The organism is Ruegeria sp. MALMAid1280 (genome assembly GCF_049195285.1).
Lineage (GTDB): Bacteria > Pseudomonadota > Alphaproteobacteria > Rhodobacterales > Rhodobacteraceae > Ruegeria.
Genome location: NZ_JBMIRT010000037.1, coordinates 113,795 through 131,694, shown reverse-complemented (window position 1 = coordinate 131,694; position 17,900 = coordinate 113,795). Strand labels below are relative to the sequence as shown.

The following is a 17,900-nucleotide window of genomic DNA, read 5'->3' as shown; positions in this document are numbered from 1 at the left end:
GGCCCTCCTACCTATGCGTCTACGGTACATAAACTGCGACGCAAACGGAAATTCGCCAAGCGGGATGTGGACGCGGGCGGCGGGGGTCTCTACGCTGCATCGGAACCCGAATCCGACAGAGCAGACATGAACGACACGCCAAGCCCCGCCTATCAGGTTCTTGCCCGGAAATACCGCCCCGAAACCTTTGCCGACCTCGTCGGTCAGGACGCCATGGTGCGGACGTTGAAAAACGCGTTCGAGGCCGACAGAATCGCGCAGGCTTTCATCATGACCGGTATCCGCGGCACCGGCAAAACCACTACGGCGCGGATCATCGCCAAGGGCATGAACTGCATCGGCCCCGATGGCGAAGGCAAGCCGACCACCGAACCCTGCGGTCAGTGCGAGCATTGCGTGGCCATCATGGAGGGCCGCCACGTCGACGTGATGGAGATGGACGCCGCCAGCCGCACCGGTGTCAACGATATTCGCGAGATCATCGACAGCGTCCGCTATCGCGCGGCCTCTGCCCGCTATAAGATTTACATCATCGACGAGGTTCATATGCTGTCGACCAGTGCGTTCAACGCGCTGCTCAAAACGCTTGAGGAACCTCCCGAGCATGTAAAGTTCATCTTCGCCACGACCGAAATTCGCAAAGTGCCGGTGACGGTTCTGTCACGCTGCCAGCGGTTCGACCTGCGCCGGATCGAGCCCGAGGACATGATCGGCCTGCTCAGCAAGATTGCGGCGGCCGAGGACGCCCAGATCGCCGATGACGCGCTGGCTTTGATCACCCGTGCGGCGGAAGGGTCGGCACGGGATGCGACGTCTCTGCTGGATCAGGCAATCTCGCACGGGGCTGGCGAGACCAGTGCCGATCAGGTGCGTGCGATGCTGGGTCTGGCCGATCGCGGACGAGTGCTGGACCTGATGGACATGATCCTGCGCGGGGACGCGGCGGGCGCCCTGACCGAACTGAGCGCGCAATATGCCGAGGGTGCCGACCCGCTGGCCGTGCTGCGCGATCTTGCCGAGATCACCCATTGGGTCTCGGTCGTGAAAATCACCCCGAATGCGGCCGAAGACCCGACCGTATCACCGGATGAACGTGCCCGTGGTGTGCAAATGGCCGAAGCCCTGCCGATGCGGGTGCTGACCCGGATGTGGCAGATGTTGCTGAAAGCGCTGGAAGAGGTTTCGGCAGCTCCCAATGCGATGATGGCCGCCGAGATGGCGGTGATCCGCCTGACCCATGTGGCCGACCTGCCCAGCCCGGAAGAACTGATCAAACGGCTGCAGGACGCGCCGCCGCCCCCGCCGAACGGAGGCCCCGGCGGTGGTATGGCCGTACCGTCCCACGCCCCTGCTCAGCCTGCACCCCCCACATACACCTCGACCGCAACCGGCGGCCCGGCCGGAGCGCCAACCGCCGCGCTGGCACAGGACATTCAGGCGGCCCTTGCGCGGTATCCCAGCTTTGACCATGTCGTCGAACTGATCCGAACAAACCGCGACGTGAAACTGCTGGTCGAAGTTGAAAACGGCGTGCGCCTTGTGTCCTATTCGCCCGGTCGGATCGAGTTTACACCAACGGACAACGCGCCAACGGATCTGGCCCAAAGACTCGGCACAGCGCTGCAACGATGGACCGGAAACCGCTGGGCGGTGTCAATCGTCGCCGACGGAGATGCCGCGACCATCGCCGAGATTCGCGACGCGGCAGACCTGGCCCTGAAAGCGCAGGCCGAGCAGCACCCTCTGGTTCAGGCCGTGCTCATGCAATTCCCGAAAGCGCGCATCAAGCGGATCGAAACACCGGAAGAACGCGCCGCAAAGGTCGAAACCGAAGCCCTGCCTGAGGTCGAAGACGAATGGGACCCGTTCGAGGAGGACTAACGCAAACCTTCCCGGAATTTCTCCCGCGCCCGCCACGGACCATCGGCTGACGCCGATATCCCTGAGCGGCCTTGGGCCCGGCAGCGCGGGCTTTGCCCGCGCTGCCGGGCCCAACGGGAGGAAAGGTCTTGTCAAAGACCTTGACGACAGGCGGGAGCATCCTCGGCCCTTGTGCCGCGCGGTTGGCATCCGTATTTAGGCGGCAAACCGATACACAGGAGAAAAACAATGCTCAAAGGACTCGGCGGTCTGGGCGACATGGCCAAGATGATGAAATCCGCGCAGGATTTGCAGACCAAGATGACCGAAATGCAGGAAGAGCTGAACAACCTTATGGTTGTGGGCGAATCCGGTGCTGGCCTCGTCAAGGCAACCGCCACCGCCAAAGGTGAACTCAAAGGTCTGGATATCGACCCGTCGATCTTCAACGGCGACGACAAGGAAGTGGTCGAGGACCTGATCCTCGCCGCTATCAAGGACGCGCAGACCAAGGCGGCCGAACGCTCGCAGGCCGAGATGGCAAAACTGACCGAAAGCATGGGCCTGCCCGCAGACATCAAGCTGCCGTTCTGATAGACACTCCTGACGGAATACCGGCCGGGCGCCCCTGCCCGGCCCTTTTGCAGGAGCATCCCCGGTGAGTTCGAACAGCGATATCGACAACCTGATCGACCTGATGGCCAAGCTGCCGGGCCTCGGCCCGCGCTCGGCCCGCCGCGCGGTACTGCACCTGATCCGCAAACGCGCCCTGCTGCTGACGCCGCTATCGGACGCCATGCAGCAGGTGGCCGTCACCGCCCGCGAATGCCTGAACTGCGGCAATGTCGGCACCACGGATATCTGCGACATCTGCGATTCCGAAGCCCGCGCGACCGGAGAGCTGTGCGTGGTCGAGGACGTCGCCGACCTCTGGGCGATGGAGCGCGCCGGGGTCTTCAAAGGACGCTATCACGTTCTGGGCGGCACACTGTCCGCACTGGACGGTGTCGGCCCGGACGAGTTGCGCATTCCCCGTCTGAAAGACCGAGTGATGGCCGAGGGGATCACCGAAGTCATCCTCGCTCTGAACGCCACGGTGGACGGCCAGACCACCGCCCACTACATCGCCGATCAACTGGAGGGACAGGTCCGCCTGACCTCACTGGCGCAAGGCGTGCCGATTGGCGGAGAGCTGGATTATCTGGATGACGGGACGATTACGGCGGCGTTGCAGGCGCGGAAGGAATTGTAGCCACAGGAACTCTCACTCCCCGGCGGTAAAATACTGGAAATAAAGTATTTAATCCCTTAACCTACCTCAAAGCAACATTCATTAGAGGCGAATTTGCTCATACCGTTTTCTGACCCTATCTGGTCCCGCCTGTATGGCCCTTACGGCGTTCAAGATGTAGCTGGCATTCTTGCTAAATTAGACAAAGCTTGGGACGATAACCTTGCCAAGGAATTGTTCTGGGAAAAGTTGCATCACCAAGAAGACTTGTATCCGGTAACTTTTGCTGCTTTCCCGTGGCTGTGGGAAATCTCCGGCAGGGGTTCCACGCGGAACACCGACGTCCTCGACTTTTTTCGTTCACGATGAAATGCGCAAGGTCATCTATGACTGGCGGCGCAGGCAGGACCGGAGAAATGTACAACGGACTGTCCCTCAAACTAAACGATCATCTACACAGCTGGATTCCCGAACACTCCCGATTGACCAGCGGCGATATGGAAATTCTGGCCGCGTTGGAAAGCTGGTATTCTGCAAATTGCAGCAACATTGCAAACACATGCCTTGCTGCGATTGACGGGAACGACGACTACCTCGACGCAATTCTATCAGTAGGTTACGCAAGTCCGCACGGTGGCGACGCGGCCCCAGCATTGATCATCGGGTGGGCGGATAAATGCGAACCAGAAGAGGTATTGGAGTATTTTCCTATGCAGACATGGGATGTGTCTGTGCTTTCGGCTCTTTCAAAAATGCTGAAATCGAAGAATGATCGGCTGGCGGACTTCCTTGATGACATTGTGGGACCTTACTTACCCTGTGAAAAAACAGAGAGTTTTCTATGAAAAATCACCTTCTCGCCCTCACCTTCGCAACACTCACCGCAACCGCAGCCCTGTCTCAGGAACTCATCGACAAGGGCTTTGTCGAGGGCTGGAACATCATGATGGACCCGGCGCTGGGCAACGGGTGCCTGATCCAGACGGTGTATCAGGACCTCTCGGTGGTGCGGCTGGGCTATGACGCCTTGGACAATCGCGGGTATTTCGCCGTCTACAACAAGGCTTGGGGCGACATAAAACAAGGCGAAAGCTATCCGATCCGGTTCGAACTGGACGGAAAGAGCTTTGATGCCACCGCCATCGGGTTCAACCAGCGCGATGTGCCGGGGGCGACCGTGTTCTTCACCGACCGGAGTTTCGTCCAAGCGATCGCACAGAACAAGACGATGACCGTTTACAACCCGACGGGCGAAGTGGTGACGGCAATTGATCTCAAAGGCACCGCCAAGGCGCTGGAATACGCCCGCGAGTGCCAGAACCGGGAACTCTAACGAATCGGATCGAACAGCGCATCCTTGGCCGCGCAGTCGCGGATCACGTCCCGGCCACAGGGCACCGGTTCAAGGTCGCGCGACAGGCACAGGCGGACCTCTTCGATGTAGCCCTGTTTGCAGGTGATGGTGATCATATCTCGCTCCAGCGCGGGATTGGCTTTTAGAAACGCATCCTCCACCACCGACGCGGGAAGTTTGACTGACGCGTCCAGCTTGCGGAACACCGGTGGCCGCTGAACGCCATCATAGGCCTGCCGCGACAGCGCGAAATAGTCGGGTGCGCTGAGGCCGGAACAGGTTCCGTGTTTTTTCCATTGATGCCATGCCAATCCGGATGAGCCCTGAATATCGGCCATGTCGCGGGTCATGCCGCGCGACGGCGGTGCCTCGGGTGTGCGGCAATAGGCGGGCCAGCCCTGATGGTATTGCGGCCAGAGCCCGTGCAGGATCCACCCGTGATCGTGCCGCGCATCGCATTGGTCCGACCCGCGCGCGTCACCTTCACGGGCGCACCAGTTGGGCGACCAGCTGAGCGACAGAACGTAATAGTCGAACTCGCCCGCCTTTTCGCCATCCGCCAGCGCCGCCAGTGTGCTGGACACCCAAAAAAACAGCCCCAAAATACCGCAGCGCATTCGCCTCTTCCCTTCTTGCCGTGCCGCGACTATATAGGCCCCAAGTTCCCCGACAACGGAAACCTGCCCCAAAATCCCGGGGCCGCCGAATTCCGGCGACGGGACAGATGTATTTATAGGAGACGGGCTGATGGCAAAACCGCTTATGGCCAAGGCAACAGCCGTATGGCTGGTGGACAACACCACGATCAGCTTCAAGCAGATCGCGGATTTCGTGGGCATGCACGAGCTTGAGGTGCAGGGCATCGCCGACGGCGACGTGGCCGCTGGTGTGAAAGGGTTCGACCCCATCGCCAACAACCAGCTGACTCAGGAAGAGATCGACGCGGCGCAGAACAACCCGCTGCACAAGCTGAAGCTCAAGTTCAACGCCGCCGCCGCTGGCGAGGAAAAGCGCCGTGGCCCGCGTTACACGCCGCTGTCGAAACGCCAGGACCGTCCGAACTCGATCCTGTGGCTGGTCAAGTTCCACCCGGAACTTTCCGACGGTCAGATCGCCAAGCTGGTGGGCACCACCAAACCCACCATCCAGTCGATCCGCGAGCGGACCCATTGGAACATCTCTAATATGCAGCCAATCGACCCGGTTGCGCTGGGCCTGTGCAAACAGTCCGAACTGGACGCCATCGTGCAGAAAGCCGCCGCCAAGAAGGCTGCCGAAGGTGGCGTCATGAGCGATGACGAGCGCCGCAAACTGGTCTCGACTGAACAGTCGCTTGAAATGGACGCTGCACCCAAGATCCCGACCGCCATCGAAGGCCTCGAGACGTTCTCGCTGTCCGACGACCCGGCAGAAGAGGCCGAGGAAGAGCCGATCATCGACGCCGACAGCTTCTTCAACCTGCCCAAGGGCGGGGCCGAAGACGAAGACGAAGACGATCTGCGCCCCTGATGCACAGACAGCCCCGGTTCAATCAGGCCGGGGCTTTTTGCGGAAATACCATGCTGACCATCCTGTCCAAATTCTTCGGCCCGCACCGTGCCGTATCGATCTATGCCTTCCTGAAGACCTGGGGCCTGCTGGTCGTGGCGGTTGTCGGTACGATCTCGATCGCAACGGCGCTTTTGGTGTTGAATGACAATGGCGCGCACGAGCATGATTCGTTCATCACGGTCGCGGTTCTGTCTGCGACCCCGATCAATGGCGATCTCAGCAACGGCGTCGTCGCCTCGGTCCAGCTGCCGGATGGGTCTGCCACGTCGATCACATCGACCGAAGGCCGGGTGTCAAAAACCGTTGGCACCAGCGCCTGCGTCGAAAAACGGACCTATGTGGAAAGTGGTGAACCACGATACCGATTCAAAATGCCGAGCCTTTGCGAGGCTAACCAATAAGCAAAACCGCCCGGTGGTCACACCGGGCGGTTTTTCCTTCAGATCATTTGAAACAGGATGCCCGCAATGATGGCGCCTGTGATCCCCAACCCCAGATAGGTTGCAAAGACCCGGGGTTTGACCAGCGACCAGACCGCCGCCATCGCCGGGATTGAACTGACCGCGCCTGCGATCATGAACGACATCGCGGCACCTGCGCTCATCCCCTGCTCCGTCAACCCGGCCAAAAGCGGCGGCGCAACGTACGAGTTCAGATAAGCCGGCATCCCGACCAGTGCTGCAATCACGATGGGTACGACACCTTCACCGCCGACCACACGGGCAATCAGGTCCGCAGGGACATAGCTGACCAGCAGCGCCTCGAGCACATAGGCCAGCGCCAGCCATTTCAGAAGGAACAGCCCGTTGTGAACAAACTCGGATCGGAACCGCTGACGGCGTTCAGGCTCTTGCCAGAACCGCCAGACCGGTTTGTCATCCTGTTTCGGTCCGCATCCGCAACACCCGGCCGGTTTGTATTCGCGCAGTGGCTGCGCGAATGCCCCCGAACGCATCAGGCCCCGCACGACAAACCCTCCGAACAGACCCAGCGCAACGGCGGCAACGGCTTTGCCGATGGCAAACGGCCACCCCAATGCGCCCGCCGTGATCAACAAGGTCGGCGGGTCGATCAATGGCGAGCTGAGCCAGAACGCCATCACCGCCGACAGTGGCGCACCCAATGCCAGCAGGCCAGCAATGAACGGAATGACCTCGCAGGAGCAGAACGGGGCCAACCCGCCGAACAGAGCCGCCAGCAGGATCATCCGCGTTTCGCGCCCTTCAAAGGCACGCGCGACCATCACCTCGGCCCCGGTTGCCTTGAGGTAGGACAGCAGCAATACAGCAAACAGGATGTACTGGCCGGTATGCGCCAGCGCCTTTCCGGCAAAGGTCACGACCTCGGTCCAGTTGCCGGGGTCCAGAACGGCGACGGCCACCAGGATCGCCACGATCAACGCCCAGGGGGTCTTGATCAGGTCCAGCGCGGTCTTGGCCGAAACCTTGGGGTTTTGTGTCAGCTCAGCCATCGTTTGCGGCCTTTCCCACTTCGTCCGCGCAGCATTCGGCAAGAATGAACTGCGCCAGATTTCTCAACTCGTCATAGCAGGCCCGGTTGATCGTGCTGCGCCCGACTTTCTCTTGTTCAACCACGCCACCGGCGGCCAGAAACCGTAGGTGATGCGCCAGGGTCGACGGGGCGATCCCCGTCCGTTCCTGTATCTCGCCAACTGTCAGACCGGCCTGTCCGGCCCGGACCAGCGTTCTCAGAACCTTCAGCCGGGCCTCGGACCCCATGGCTGAAAATCCTGCTGCAGCGGTTTCCCACATCTCGCTTACTCCATTAAACTAGATTTCTGGTTATTTAGTTTAATCAAGCCACAGGGTCAACCACCCGCATCACGAATTCTCGAGAATTGCTTAAGTCCAGATTGCCCACCCCATAAGTCCAACCTATAAGACCCTATGGCAATATCGGTTGACACTTTCTTTCTTGAGTTGAACGGGCAAGGTACGCTGCAGGCGCAAATCCAGCAGATGATCGCCGAAGGCATCCTGTCCGGCAGGTTTCATGTCGGGGAAAAGCTGCCCTCGTCCCGCAAACTGGCTGCGCATCTGGGCGTCAGCCGGATCACGGTGACGCTGGCCTATACCGAGCTGCTGGCCAACGATTACCTGACGGCCAAAGGCCGGTCGGGGTATTATGTCTCGCAAAACGCGCCGGTGCCGCCGAAATACACCCCTGTTCAGCGGGGCACTGAAACCGTGGATTGGGACGCGGCGCTGGCCCGGCGATTCTCGGGGCGCGATGTGCTGTCGAAACCAGCCGACTGGCGCGACTATCGCTATCCGTTCATCTATGGACAGGCCGACCGCACCCTTTTCGATCACGCCAACTGGCGCCTGTGTGCCGTGCGGGCGCTTGGCCACAAGGATTTCGATTCCCTGACCGCTGATTACGTCGATCAGGACGACTCGCTGCTAGTCGAGTTCATCGCCCGTCACACCCTGCCCCGCCGCGGTATCGCCGCCCGCCCCGAAGAGATTCTGATCACCATGGGCGCGCAGAACGCGCTGTGGCTGGCCTCGCGCATCTTGCTGACCCACAACCGGACGGCAGTGATCGAAGACCCTTGTTATTACGCCCTGCGCAGTCTTTTGGAATGTTGGGATTGCGACGTCACCCCGCTGCCGGTTGATCGCGACGGGCTTCCGCCGGATGCACTACCCGAGGATACCGACGTCATCTTCACCACGCCCAGCCACCAAAGCCCGACGACCTCGACCATGCCGGTGGACCGCCGGCACAAGCTGCTGGAGAGGGCGCATGAACTGGATGCGATGGTGGTCGAGGACGACTATGAATTCGAAATGGCCTTTCTGGGCGCGCCGTCCCCTGCGTTGAAGTCGATGGATCGGGATGGGCGGGTGATCTATGTAGGCAGCTTCTCGAAATCGCTGTTTCCGGGATTGCGGCTTGGCTACATGGTCGGGTCCGAGCCGTTCATCCGCGAGGCGCGTGCACTGCGGTCTCTGGTATTGCGCCACCCCCCCGGCCATATCCAGCGCACGGCAGCCTATTTCCTGTCGCTGGGCCATTACGACGCGCAGATCAGGCGCATGTCCAAGGTTCTGGCGCAACGGCGCGAAGCATTGGACTGCGCCATCGAAGAGCACGGTCTGACCGTGGCCGGGCGCGGCATTCTGGGCGGATCCTCGCTGTGGATGTCGGCCCCCGAACATATCGACACAACCCGGCTGGCCCGTACCTTGCAGGACCAAAGCGTTCATATCGAGCCCGGCGCGCCGTTCTTTTCCGGACCGGATCGACCGCAAAATTTCTATCGCCTGGGCTATTCCTCGATCCCGCAGGACCGCATCGCGCCGGGTGTGACGCTGATCGCCGACGCTATTCGCGCCAGCTGAGACAATTCTGGACCTATTCCGCTGCAAATTCTGGCCCTAACGCCGCCGGGTCGCTTGCGCCTAAACCGTATTCAAACGTCGGGCTGTTGGCCCGGCTCAACCTAGCTATGCGCGGAGAACAATCGGATGAAAATGACCACGGAAGAGGCCTTTGTTAAGGTTCTGCAAATGCATGGGATCGAACATGCCTTTGGCATCATCGGTTCGGCCATGATGCCGATCTCGGATATTTTCGGTAAAGCCGGCATCACGTTCTGGGATTGCGCGCATGAAGGCTCGGGCGGGATGATGGCCGATGGCTACACCCGCGCCACCGGCAAGATGTCGATGATGATCGCGCAGAACGGCCCCGGCATCACCAACTTCGTCACCGCCGTGAAAACCGCCTATTGGAACCACACCCCACTGCTGCTGGTCACGCCGCAGGCCGCGAACAAGACCATGGGCCAGGGCGGCTTCCAGGAAATGGAGCAGATGCGCATGTTCGCGGACTGCGTCTGTTACCAGGAAGAAGTGCGCGACCCGTCGCGGATGGCCGAAGTGCTGAGCCGCGTGATCACCAAGGCCAAGCGTGCCTCGGCCCCTGCGCAAATCAATGTGCCGCGCGATTTTTTCACTCAGGTCGTTGATATCGAGTTGCCTGCCGTTGTCGAATTCGAGCTGCCCTCTGGCGGCGCCGCTGCCGTTTCCGAAGCCGCCGAGTTACTGTCGGGTGCCAAGAATCCGGTTATCCTGAACGGCGCCGGTACGGTCCTTTCAGCTGGCGGGATCGAAGCGTCGAAAGCGCTGGCCGAACGTTTGGGCGCTCCGGTGTGCGTCGGCTACCAGCACAACGACGCCTTCCCCGGCTCGCACCCGCTGTTTGCCGGCCCGCTGGGCTACAACGGCTCGAAAGCCGCGATGGAGCTGATCAAGGACGCCGACGTTGTTCTGTGCCTCGGCACCCGTCTGAACCCGTTCTCGACCCTGCCCGGTTACGGTCTGGAATACTGGCCGACCGAGGCGAAGGTCATTCAGGTCGACATCAACCCGGATCGCATCGGCCTGACCAAGAAAGTCTCGGTCGGTATCGTTGGCGACGCGGCCACCGTTGCGACCAATATCCTGGCACAGCTTTCCGACACCGCAGGCGACGAAGGCCGCGACGCCCGCAAGGCGAAACTCGCGGAAACCAAGTCGCGTTGGGCGCAGGAACTGACCTCGATGGATCACGAGCAGGACGATCCGGGCACCACCTGGAACGAACGCGCCCGTGCCGCCAAGCCGAACTGGATGAGCCCGCGCATGGCGTGGCGCGCGATTCAGGCCGCGCTGCCGAAAGACGCGATCATCTCGTCCGACATCGGCAACAACTGCGCCATCGGCAACGCCTACCCGTCCTTTGAAGAAGGCCGCAAATACCTGGCCCCCGGCCTGTTCGGCCCCTGTGGCTATGGTCTGCCTTCGGTGATCGGTGCCAAGATCGGCTGCCCGGACACGCCTGTCGTCGGCTTCTCGGGTGATGGTGCCTTTGGGATCGCGGTCACCGAATTGACCGCAATCGGCCGCGACGAATGGCCCGCCGTGACCCAGATCGTCTTCCGCAACTACCAATGGGGTGCGGAAAAGCGGAACTCGACCCTGTGGTTCGACGACAACTTCGTCGGCACCGAGCTGGACACCAAGGTCTCTTACGCCGGTATCGCGCAGGCCTGTGGTCTGAAAGGCGTCGTTGCCCGCACTCAGGACGAGCTGACCGCAGCCCTGAACCAGGCCATCGAGGATCAAAAGAACGGCATCACCACCCTGATCGAAGCGATGATCAACCAGGAACTGGGTGAGCCCTTCCGCCGTGACGCGATGAAGAAGCCTGTCGAGGTTGCCGGTATCAGCGCGGGCGACATGACCCCTCAGGCCGGGGCCTAATCGGCGTGAAGCCTCTGCGCGCCATTCTCGGGACGGCAAGCGCCTCTGACAAGATCATCGCCCTGGCAGAGGGCGATGATCCCCGCGTTGTCGAAGGCGCGGTCATGGCTGTGAAAGAGAACGTCGCGCGGATCATCCTGATTGGCAACAAGGCCAAAGTTTCGGCCTTGTTGGAGGCCCACGAGGGCTACGATCCTGAACGGATCGAAATCCACGATCCTGCCAAATCAGAACTAACGCCCGACCTGACGCAGGCGCTGTACGAACGGCGCAAGCACAAGGGGATGACGCTGGAAGAGGCGCGGCAGCAGATCACGGACCGGCTGACCTATGCCGCCATGCTGGTGCGGCAGGGCATTGCCGACGGCACTGTTGGCGGCGCGATCGAAACCACATCCGACACCGTGCGCGCCGCATTGCAGATCATCGGCACCGCGCCGGATGCGGCGATGGTCTCGAGCTTTTTCCTGATGCTGTTCTGCAAGGATCATCACGAGGTCAAAGGCGCCCGCATCTTTGCCGATTGCGGTCTGGTCGTTGACCCGGACGCACAGGAAATGGCCGAGATCGCCCGCGCCTCGGCCGCGTCTTACGAGACCCTGACCGGCGACACCGCGCGCGTTGCGATGTTGTCCTTTTCCACCTCGGGCAGCGCCGAACATGCCAAGGTTTCCAAGGTCGTCGAAGCTACGCATATCGCGCGCGAAAAGGATCCGGCGCTGCTGATCGACGGAGAGTTGCAGTTCGATGCAGCCTTTGTACCCGAGATTGCGGCACAGAAGGCCACGGGCTCGCCCCTGAAGGGCGAGGCGAATGTCTTTGTCTTTCCCAGCCTGAACGCCGGAAACCTGGGCTACAAGATCGCCCAGCGCATCGGCGGGGTCGAGGCGATCGGCCCGGTGTTGCAAGGGCTGGCCAAACCGGCAAACGACCTGTCGCGCGGCTGTTCCGCCGAAGACATTCTGCACATGATCGCCGTGACGGCCGTGCAGGCTCAGCACGTTAAATCCAAGCCGGAGACGCGTTGACCCTGCCACCGAACAACCCCGGCGGCCTGCCCGCCGTTACCGCAACTTTTTCCAGAAGGCCTGTCGGGTAGATGCTGGCAAAGATCGAACTTACGTCTCTTTTAGACGCGAACGCATCGCAGGCAATCCGCACCCTGTTTCCCGGCGTGCTGGTGGCCATGACTGTTGCCGTGACCGCCAAGTTCCTGTCAGAACACTACGCCACGCCCGCGATGCTGATGGCGCTGTTGCTGGGCATCGCGCTCAGCTTTCTGGGGGAAGAGGGCAAAACCGTCCCCGGCATCGGTTTTGCCGCGAAATCGCTGTTGCGTCTGGGTGTGGCGCTGCTGGGCGTGCGCGTGTCGATGACGCTGATGTTGGGGCTGGGTTGGGACCTGATCGCATTGGTCGTCTGTGGCGTGCTGGCCACGATCGCCTTTGGTCTGCTGATCGCGCGATTCTTTGGCCACAAATGGCGCTTTGCCTTTCTGACCGCGGGCTCGGTCGCGATCTGCGGCGCCTCGGCAGCGATGGCGATCAGCGCCATCCTACCCAAGGACGAACGCTCCGAGGAACGGCTGATCTTCACCGTTCTGGGCGTTACTGTGCTGTCGACCATCACGATGATCGCCTATCCCATTCTGGTGCGTATGCTGGGCATGAGCGACGTCGCAGGCGGCGTGTTTCTTGGTGGCACGATCCACGACGTGGCGCAGGTGGTGGGCGCTGGGTTCTCGATTTCGGAACAGACCGGCGACACCGCGACACTGGTGAAACTGTTCCGCGTGGCGATGCTGGCCCCGGTGGTTCTGGTCGCCTCATTGATCATCCGTGGCGTCACCGACATGGACGAGGCAGGCAAACGCCCCCCGATCCTGCCCGGCTTTGTGGTGGGCTTTCTGGTTCTGGCCGGGGCCAGCTCGTTCGGGCTGATCCCGCCCGTCATCTCGGACCTGCTCAGCCAGATTTCACGCTGGTTGCTGCTGATCGCCATCGCCGCGGTCGGCATGAAGACCAACCTGAAACAGATCCTGTCGGTCGGCGGCGCCGCAATCGCCCTGATCGTCGTAGAAACTCTTTTCATTGCAGGAGTTATCCTTGCCGGAATAACATTCCTGACCTGATCCGCCGCCGCGACAGAAGGACGCCAGATGACCATCCAGCAACCGAAGATCGACACCAGCCCAAAAGTCTCGGACGAGGTCCGGCGCACCACCTGTTACATGTGCGCCTGTCGCTGTGGCATCAACGTGCATATGAAAGACGGCAAGGTCGCCTATATCGAGGGCAACCGCGATCACCCGGTGAACAAGGGGGTTCTGTGCGCCAAAGGCTCGGCGGGGATCATGCAAGTCAACGCACCATCCCGCCTGCGCAAGCCCTTGCGCCGGGTCGGGCCGCGTGGCTCGGGTGAATTTCGTGAGATCGAGTGGGATGAGGCGATCAGCACAGCCGTCGGCTGGCTGAACGAACTGCACGAGACCGCGCCGCAGAAACTGGCTTTTTTCACTGGCCGCGATCAAAGCCAGAGCTTCACCTCTTTCTGGGCACAGAATTTCGGCACGCCCAACTACGCGGCGCATGGCGGGTTCTGCTCGGTCAACATGGCCGCCGGCGGCATCTACACGATGGGCGGCGCGTTTTGGGAGTTTGGCCAGCCCGATTGGGAGCACACAAAACTGTTCATGCTGTTCGGCGTGGCTGAGGATCATGACAGCAACCCGATCAAGATGGGGCTAGGCAAGATCAAGGCGCGCGGCGCACGGGTGATCGGGGTGAACCCGATCCGCTCGGGCTATAACGCCTTGGCTGACGATTGGGTCGGGATCACGCCGGGTACCGATGGTTTGTTCATCCTGTCGCTTATCCACGTGCTGATGAAAGCGGGCAAGATCGACCTCGACTACCTTGCCCGCTACACCAACGCACCGGTTCTGGTGAATGCCACTGAAGGGGCCGAAAACGGCCTGTTCCTGCGCGACGCCGACGGCAAGCCGCTGGTGATAGACCGCGTGACCGGAGAACCTGCCGCCTTTGACAAGCCCGGCGTCCGCCCGGACCTGTCGGCCACTTACGACAAAGACGGCGTGACCCATCGCCCGGTCTTACACCTGATGGCCGAGAAATACCTGTCCGACGAACACGCCCCTGAAAACGTGGCCGAGCGCTGCGGCATCCCCGCCAAGCGCATCCGGGCCATCGCCGCTGAAATCGCCCGCGTGGCCTTTGACGAAGCCATCGAGCTGGACCACGAATGGACCGACTTCCGGGGTGAGACGCACAGCAAAATGACAGGCCGCCCGGTCAGCTTCCACGCCATGCGCGGGATTTCGGCCCATGCCAACGGGTTCCAGACCTGCCGCGCCCTGCATGTGCTTCAAATCCTGCTGGGCACAGTCGAGGTCCCCGGCGGCTTCCGCTTCAAGCCACCCTACCCCAAACCGGTCGAGGCCCACCCCACCCCCCACGGCGACCGCCGCCCTGGCCGCCCGCTGGAAGGCCCGCATCTGGGCTTCCCCCGCGGCCCCGAGGACCTGTTGCTGAACGACGACGGCACCGCCCAGCGCATCGACAAGGCGTTCACTTGGGAAAACCCGATGTCCGCCCACGGGCTGATGCATATGGTGATCTCGAACGCCGCCGCCGGTGATCCCTACAAGATCGACACGCTGTTCATGTACATGGCGAATATGTCCTGGAACTCGTCCATGAACACCAAAGGTGTGATGGAGATGCTGACCGCCCGAAATGAGGACGGCAAATACGTCATTCCAAAGATCATCTATTCCGACGCCTATTCCTCGGAAATGGTGGCCTATGCCGATCTGATCCTGCCCGACACCACCTATCTGGAACGGCACGACTGCATCTCGCTATTGGACCGCCCGATCTGCGAGGCCGACGCGGCCGCCGACGCCATCCGCTGGCCGGTGGTCGAACCCGACCGCGATGTGCGCGGCTTCCAATCGGTGCTGATCGAACTGGCCAATCGTATGAGCCTGCCCGGCTTCACCAACGAGGACGGCACGCCCAAGTGGAAGGATTACGCCGACTATATCGTCAACCACCAGCGAAAACCGGGTATCGGTCCTCTGGCCGGGTTCCGGGGCGAAAATGGCGACAAGGAAGGGCGCGGAGAGGTCAACCCCGACCAGTTGAACCGCTATATCGAAAACGGCGGCTTCTACGTTGCGCATATTCCCGAAGGCGCGGATTACTACAAGCCGTGGAACGCGGCGTATCAGGACTGGGCCGTGGGCATGGGCATCTATGACAGCCCGCAACCCTACCTGTTTCAGCTCTATTCTGAGCCGATGCGCAAGTTCCAGCTGGCCGCCGAAGGGCACGGAGACCGCCAGCCGCCCGAACACCTGCGCCAGCGCATCAAGGACACCATGGACCCGCTGCCGATCTGGTATGAAACCGACCAGCAGGGCAACGAAGGCTTTACGGTCAACGCCCTGACCCAGCGCCCGATGGCGATGTATCACAGCTGGGGCACCCAGAACGCATGGCTGCGCCAGTTGCACGGCCGTAACCCACTTTATGTGCCGACCAAACTGATGCGTGAACACGGGCTGCAGGACGGAGACTGGGCCAAAGTCAGTTCTCCGCACGGGGAAATCACCGTACCCGTCATGGAGATGGCCGCCCTGAACGACAACACCGTCTGGACCTGGAACGCCATCGGCAAGCGCAAAGGCGCCTGGGCGCTGCAAGAGGACGCGCCCGAGGCGACCAAGGGCTTCCTGCTGAACCACCTGATCCACGAATTGCTGCCCCCCAAGGGCGACGGGCAACGCTGGGCCAATTCCGACCCAATCACCGGGCAGGCCGCATGGTTCGACCTGAAAGTGAAAATCGAAAAAACCGACGCCCCGAGTGATGCAGAAAGCCAGCCCGAGTTTGACCCGATCAAGTCACCCGTCGGCACTGGCCCGAAAGATCTTGCGTGGAAGGTAGGCAAATGACTCAACTCCCCCAATCCACCGAGCGCAAGATGGGTCTGGTCATCGACCTCGATACCTGTGTCGGCTGCCATGCCTGCGTGATCTCCTGCAAAGGCTGGAACACCGAAAACTACGGTGCGCCCCTGTCCGATCAGGACGCCTTTGGCGCCAACCCCTCGGGCACTTTCCTGAACCGTGTGCATTCCTACGAGGTCACACCGGCCGAGGGTCACGCCCAACTGATCCACTTTCCCAAGTCCTGCCTGCATTGTGAAGATGCCCCCTGCGTCACCGTCTGCCCCACCGGGGCAAGCTACAAGCGGGTCGAGGATGGTATCGTGCTGGTCAATGAAAGCGACTGCATCGGCTGCGGCCTGTGCGCGTGGTCCTGCCCCTATGGCGCGCGGGAACTGGATGTGGCGGAAGGCGTGATGAAGAAATGCACCCTCTGCGTTGACCGCATCTATAACGATAACCTGCCCGAGGTGGACCGCGTCCCCTCTTGTGTGCGCACCTGCCCGGCCGGAGCACGTCATTTCGGCGATCTGGGGGACCCGAACAGCGATGTCAGCAAACTGGTCGCTGAACGCGAGGGCATAGACCTGATGCCCGAGTTGGGCACCAAACCCGTCAATAAATACCTGCCGCCACGGCCCAAGGACCAGATTGAGGACCAGATCGACATTCTGGCCCCGCTGCTTGCCCCTGTTGCCGAAGAGCCCAAAGGGTTCCTTGGCTGGCTCGACAAAACTCTGGAGAAGCTCTGATGCACCCAGCCCCTTCTGTCATCATCTTCACAACCTGTTCCGGGTTGGGCTTCGGGTTGCTGTTTTTCCTTGGTCTAGGCCAACCCGAAGTGACCGGTTTCGTCGCTTTCGTGTTTTACCTGATCGCCTATGCACTGGCTGTGGGCGGGCTGCTGGCCTCGACCTTCCATCTGGGTCACCCAGAACGTGCGTGGAAAGCGTTCAGCCAATGGAGGTCCAGCTGGCTGAGCCGGGAGGGCGTTTGTGCTGTTGCTGCGCTGCTTATCATGGGACTTTATGCGCTTGGTGCCGTGTTTGCGGGCAGCCACTGGACGATCATAGGCTGGATCGGTGCGTTGCTCAGCCTGGCCACCGTGTTTACCACCTCGATGATTTACGCCCAGCTCAAGACCATTCCACGTTGGAACATGAACCTGACGCCGGCAATGTTCCTGTCTTTCAGTCTGGCAGGAGGCGCGCTGTTGGCTGGCGCCGAGGCCCTGGCCCCTTGGCTGTTGGCCATAGCAGGGGCTGTGCAGTTGGCCTATTGGGCCAAGGGCGACGATGCGTTTGCCGGATCCGGCACCACCTTGGGCACCGCTACTGGTTTGGGTGACCGAGGTGCCGTTCGCGCCTTTGAGCCGCCGCATACGGGAACCAATTATCTGCTGCGCGAATTTGTTCACGTAGTAGGTCGAAAACATGTGCAGAAGCTACGGGTGATTTCCTTTGGTCTGGCCTTTGTGCTGCCTTTGCTGCTGATCCTGATCCCGGTTTCGGGCGTTGCGGTCAAGCATATCTTTGCGCTGCTGGCCGTGCTGTCTCACCTGACCGGCGTCGTGATTTCACGCTGGTTGTTCTTTGCGCAGGCCGAACATGTGGTGGGGTTGTATTACGGCAAACGTTGAAGCTTAGCGTTTAAACGAAA

The 17,900-nt window shown here is 61.1% G+C and carries 17 protein-coding genes; 14 read left to right on the top strand and 3 right to left on the bottom strand.

Annotation, left to right across the window (positions count from 1 at the left end; all coding sequences use genetic code 11):
- Nucleotides 1–126 precede the first annotated feature (126 nt).
- The 5 genes from ACOQFT_RS04535 (at nucleotide 127) to ACOQFT_RS04515 (ending at nucleotide 4,424) form a co-directional block, all read left to right on the top strand.
- Complete coding sequence (locus tag ACOQFT_RS04535; protein WP_421596849.1) at nucleotides 127–1,881, top strand: DNA polymerase III subunit gamma/tau; 1,755 nt, start codon at nucleotides 127–129, stop codon at nucleotides 1,879–1,881.
- A gap of 228 nt (nucleotides 1,882–2,109) precedes the next feature.
- Nucleotides 2,110–2,454 carry a YbaB/EbfC family nucleoid-associated protein gene (locus ACOQFT_RS04530; protein ID WP_170328851.1) on the top strand — a complete coding sequence of 115 codons (345 nt, stop codon included), beginning with the start codon at nucleotides 2,110–2,112 and terminating at the stop codon, nucleotides 2,452–2,454.
- Nucleotides 2,455–2,518: 64 nt separating this feature from the next.
- Entirely contained in the window at nucleotides 2,519–3,112 is a 594-nt protein-coding gene (recR, locus tag ACOQFT_RS04525; protein ID WP_421596848.1) for a recombination mediator RecR, read from the top strand.
- A 395-nt stretch (nucleotides 3,113–3,507) separates the two neighbouring features.
- Entirely contained in the window at nucleotides 3,508–3,936 is a 429-nt protein-coding gene (locus ACOQFT_RS04520; RefSeq protein ID WP_421596846.1) for a hypothetical protein, read from the top strand.
- The gene (locus ACOQFT_RS04515) at nucleotides 3,933–4,424 is read left to right on the top strand and encodes a hypothetical protein (RefSeq protein WP_421596845.1); all 492 of its coding nucleotides are present in this window, start codon (nucleotides 3,933–3,935) and stop codon (nucleotides 4,422–4,424) included. The genes ACOQFT_RS04520 and ACOQFT_RS04515 overlap by 4 nt, the downstream gene beginning before the upstream one ends.
- Here ACOQFT_RS04515 and ACOQFT_RS04510 read toward each other — a convergent pair.
- The gene (locus tag ACOQFT_RS04510; protein ID WP_421596844.1) at nucleotides 4,421–5,062 is read right to left on the bottom strand and encodes a ribonuclease T2 family protein; all 642 of its coding nucleotides are present in this window, start codon (nucleotides 5,060–5,062) and stop codon (nucleotides 4,421–4,423) included. The two genes, ACOQFT_RS04515 and ACOQFT_RS04510, sit on opposite strands and share 4 nt — an antisense overlap.
- Before the next feature lie 130 nt (nucleotides 5,063–5,192).
- Between ACOQFT_RS04510 and ACOQFT_RS04505 the strand changes: the two genes are divergently transcribed.
- Together ACOQFT_RS04505 and ACOQFT_RS04500 are read left to right on the top strand one after the other, a co-directional pair.
- Nucleotides 5,193–5,954 carry a DUF1013 domain-containing protein gene (locus ACOQFT_RS04505; protein WP_170446947.1) on the top strand — a complete coding sequence of 254 codons (762 nt, stop codon included), beginning with the start codon at nucleotides 5,193–5,195 and terminating at the stop codon, nucleotides 5,952–5,954.
- A 50-nt stretch (nucleotides 5,955–6,004) separates the two neighbouring features.
- Nucleotides 6,005–6,397, top strand: coding sequence for a hypothetical protein (locus ACOQFT_RS04500; RefSeq protein ID WP_421596842.1), 393 nt, complete (start codon nucleotides 6,005–6,007; stop codon nucleotides 6,395–6,397).
- Between the two features lie 38 nt (nucleotides 6,398–6,435).
- Here ACOQFT_RS04500 and ACOQFT_RS04495 read toward each other — a convergent pair whose 3' ends face one another.
- Both ACOQFT_RS04495 and ACOQFT_RS04490 read right to left on the bottom strand, forming a co-directional pair.
- Nucleotides 6,436–7,467, bottom strand: a complete 1,032-nt coding sequence (locus ACOQFT_RS04495) for a permease (RefSeq protein ID WP_421596840.1) — start codon at nucleotides 7,465–7,467, stop codon at nucleotides 6,436–6,438.
- The gene (locus tag ACOQFT_RS04490) at nucleotides 7,460–7,768 is read right to left on the bottom strand and encodes an ArsR/SmtB family transcription factor (RefSeq protein WP_058283064.1); all 309 of its coding nucleotides are present in this window, start codon (nucleotides 7,766–7,768) and stop codon (nucleotides 7,460–7,462) included. The genes ACOQFT_RS04495 and ACOQFT_RS04490 overlap by 8 nt, the downstream gene beginning before the upstream one ends.
- A gap of 135 nt (nucleotides 7,769–7,903) precedes the next feature.
- Here ACOQFT_RS04490 and ACOQFT_RS04485 point away from each other — a divergent pair, with 135 nt between their 5' ends.
- The 7 genes from ACOQFT_RS04485 to ACOQFT_RS04455 all read left to right on the top strand — a co-directional run bounded on the left by ACOQFT_RS04485 (nucleotide 7,904) and on the right by ACOQFT_RS04455 (nucleotide 17,880).
- The gene (locus ACOQFT_RS04485; RefSeq protein ID WP_421596838.1) at nucleotides 7,904–9,364 is read left to right on the top strand and encodes a PLP-dependent aminotransferase family protein; all 1,461 of its coding nucleotides are present in this window, start codon (nucleotides 7,904–7,906) and stop codon (nucleotides 9,362–9,364) included.
- Between the two features lie 126 nt (nucleotides 9,365–9,490).
- A complete protein-coding gene (xsc, locus tag ACOQFT_RS04480) occupies nucleotides 9,491–11,269 on the top strand; it encodes a sulfoacetaldehyde acetyltransferase (protein ID WP_421596837.1) in 1,779 nt (592 codons plus the stop codon).
- A gap of 5 nt (nucleotides 11,270–11,274) precedes the next feature.
- Nucleotides 11,275–12,297, top strand: a complete 1,023-nt coding sequence (gene pta / locus ACOQFT_RS04475; RefSeq protein ID WP_421596836.1) for a phosphate acetyltransferase — start codon at nucleotides 11,275–11,277, stop codon at nucleotides 12,295–12,297.
- 71 nt (nucleotides 12,298–12,368) lie between these two features.
- Entirely contained in the window at nucleotides 12,369–13,400 is a 1,032-nt protein-coding gene (locus ACOQFT_RS04470; protein WP_421596835.1) for a YeiH family protein, read from the top strand.
- 27 nt (nucleotides 13,401–13,427) lie between these two features.
- Nucleotides 13,428–16,247: a molybdopterin oxidoreductase family protein gene (locus tag ACOQFT_RS04465; protein ID WP_421596833.1), complete on the top strand. Its 2,820-nt coding sequence runs from the start codon at nucleotides 13,428–13,430 to the stop codon at nucleotides 16,245–16,247.
- Entirely contained in the window at nucleotides 16,244–16,993 is a 750-nt protein-coding gene (locus ACOQFT_RS04460) for a 4Fe-4S dicluster domain-containing protein (RefSeq protein WP_421596832.1), read from the top strand. The genes ACOQFT_RS04465 and ACOQFT_RS04460 overlap by 4 nt, the downstream gene beginning before the upstream one ends.
- The gene (locus tag ACOQFT_RS04455) at nucleotides 16,993–17,880 is read left to right on the top strand and encodes a dimethyl sulfoxide reductase anchor subunit family protein (RefSeq protein ID WP_421596830.1); all 888 of its coding nucleotides are present in this window, start codon (nucleotides 16,993–16,995) and stop codon (nucleotides 17,878–17,880) included. The genes ACOQFT_RS04460 and ACOQFT_RS04455 overlap by 1 nt, the downstream gene beginning before the upstream one ends.
- The last annotated feature ends 20 nt before the right edge of the window (nucleotides 17,881–17,900 follow it).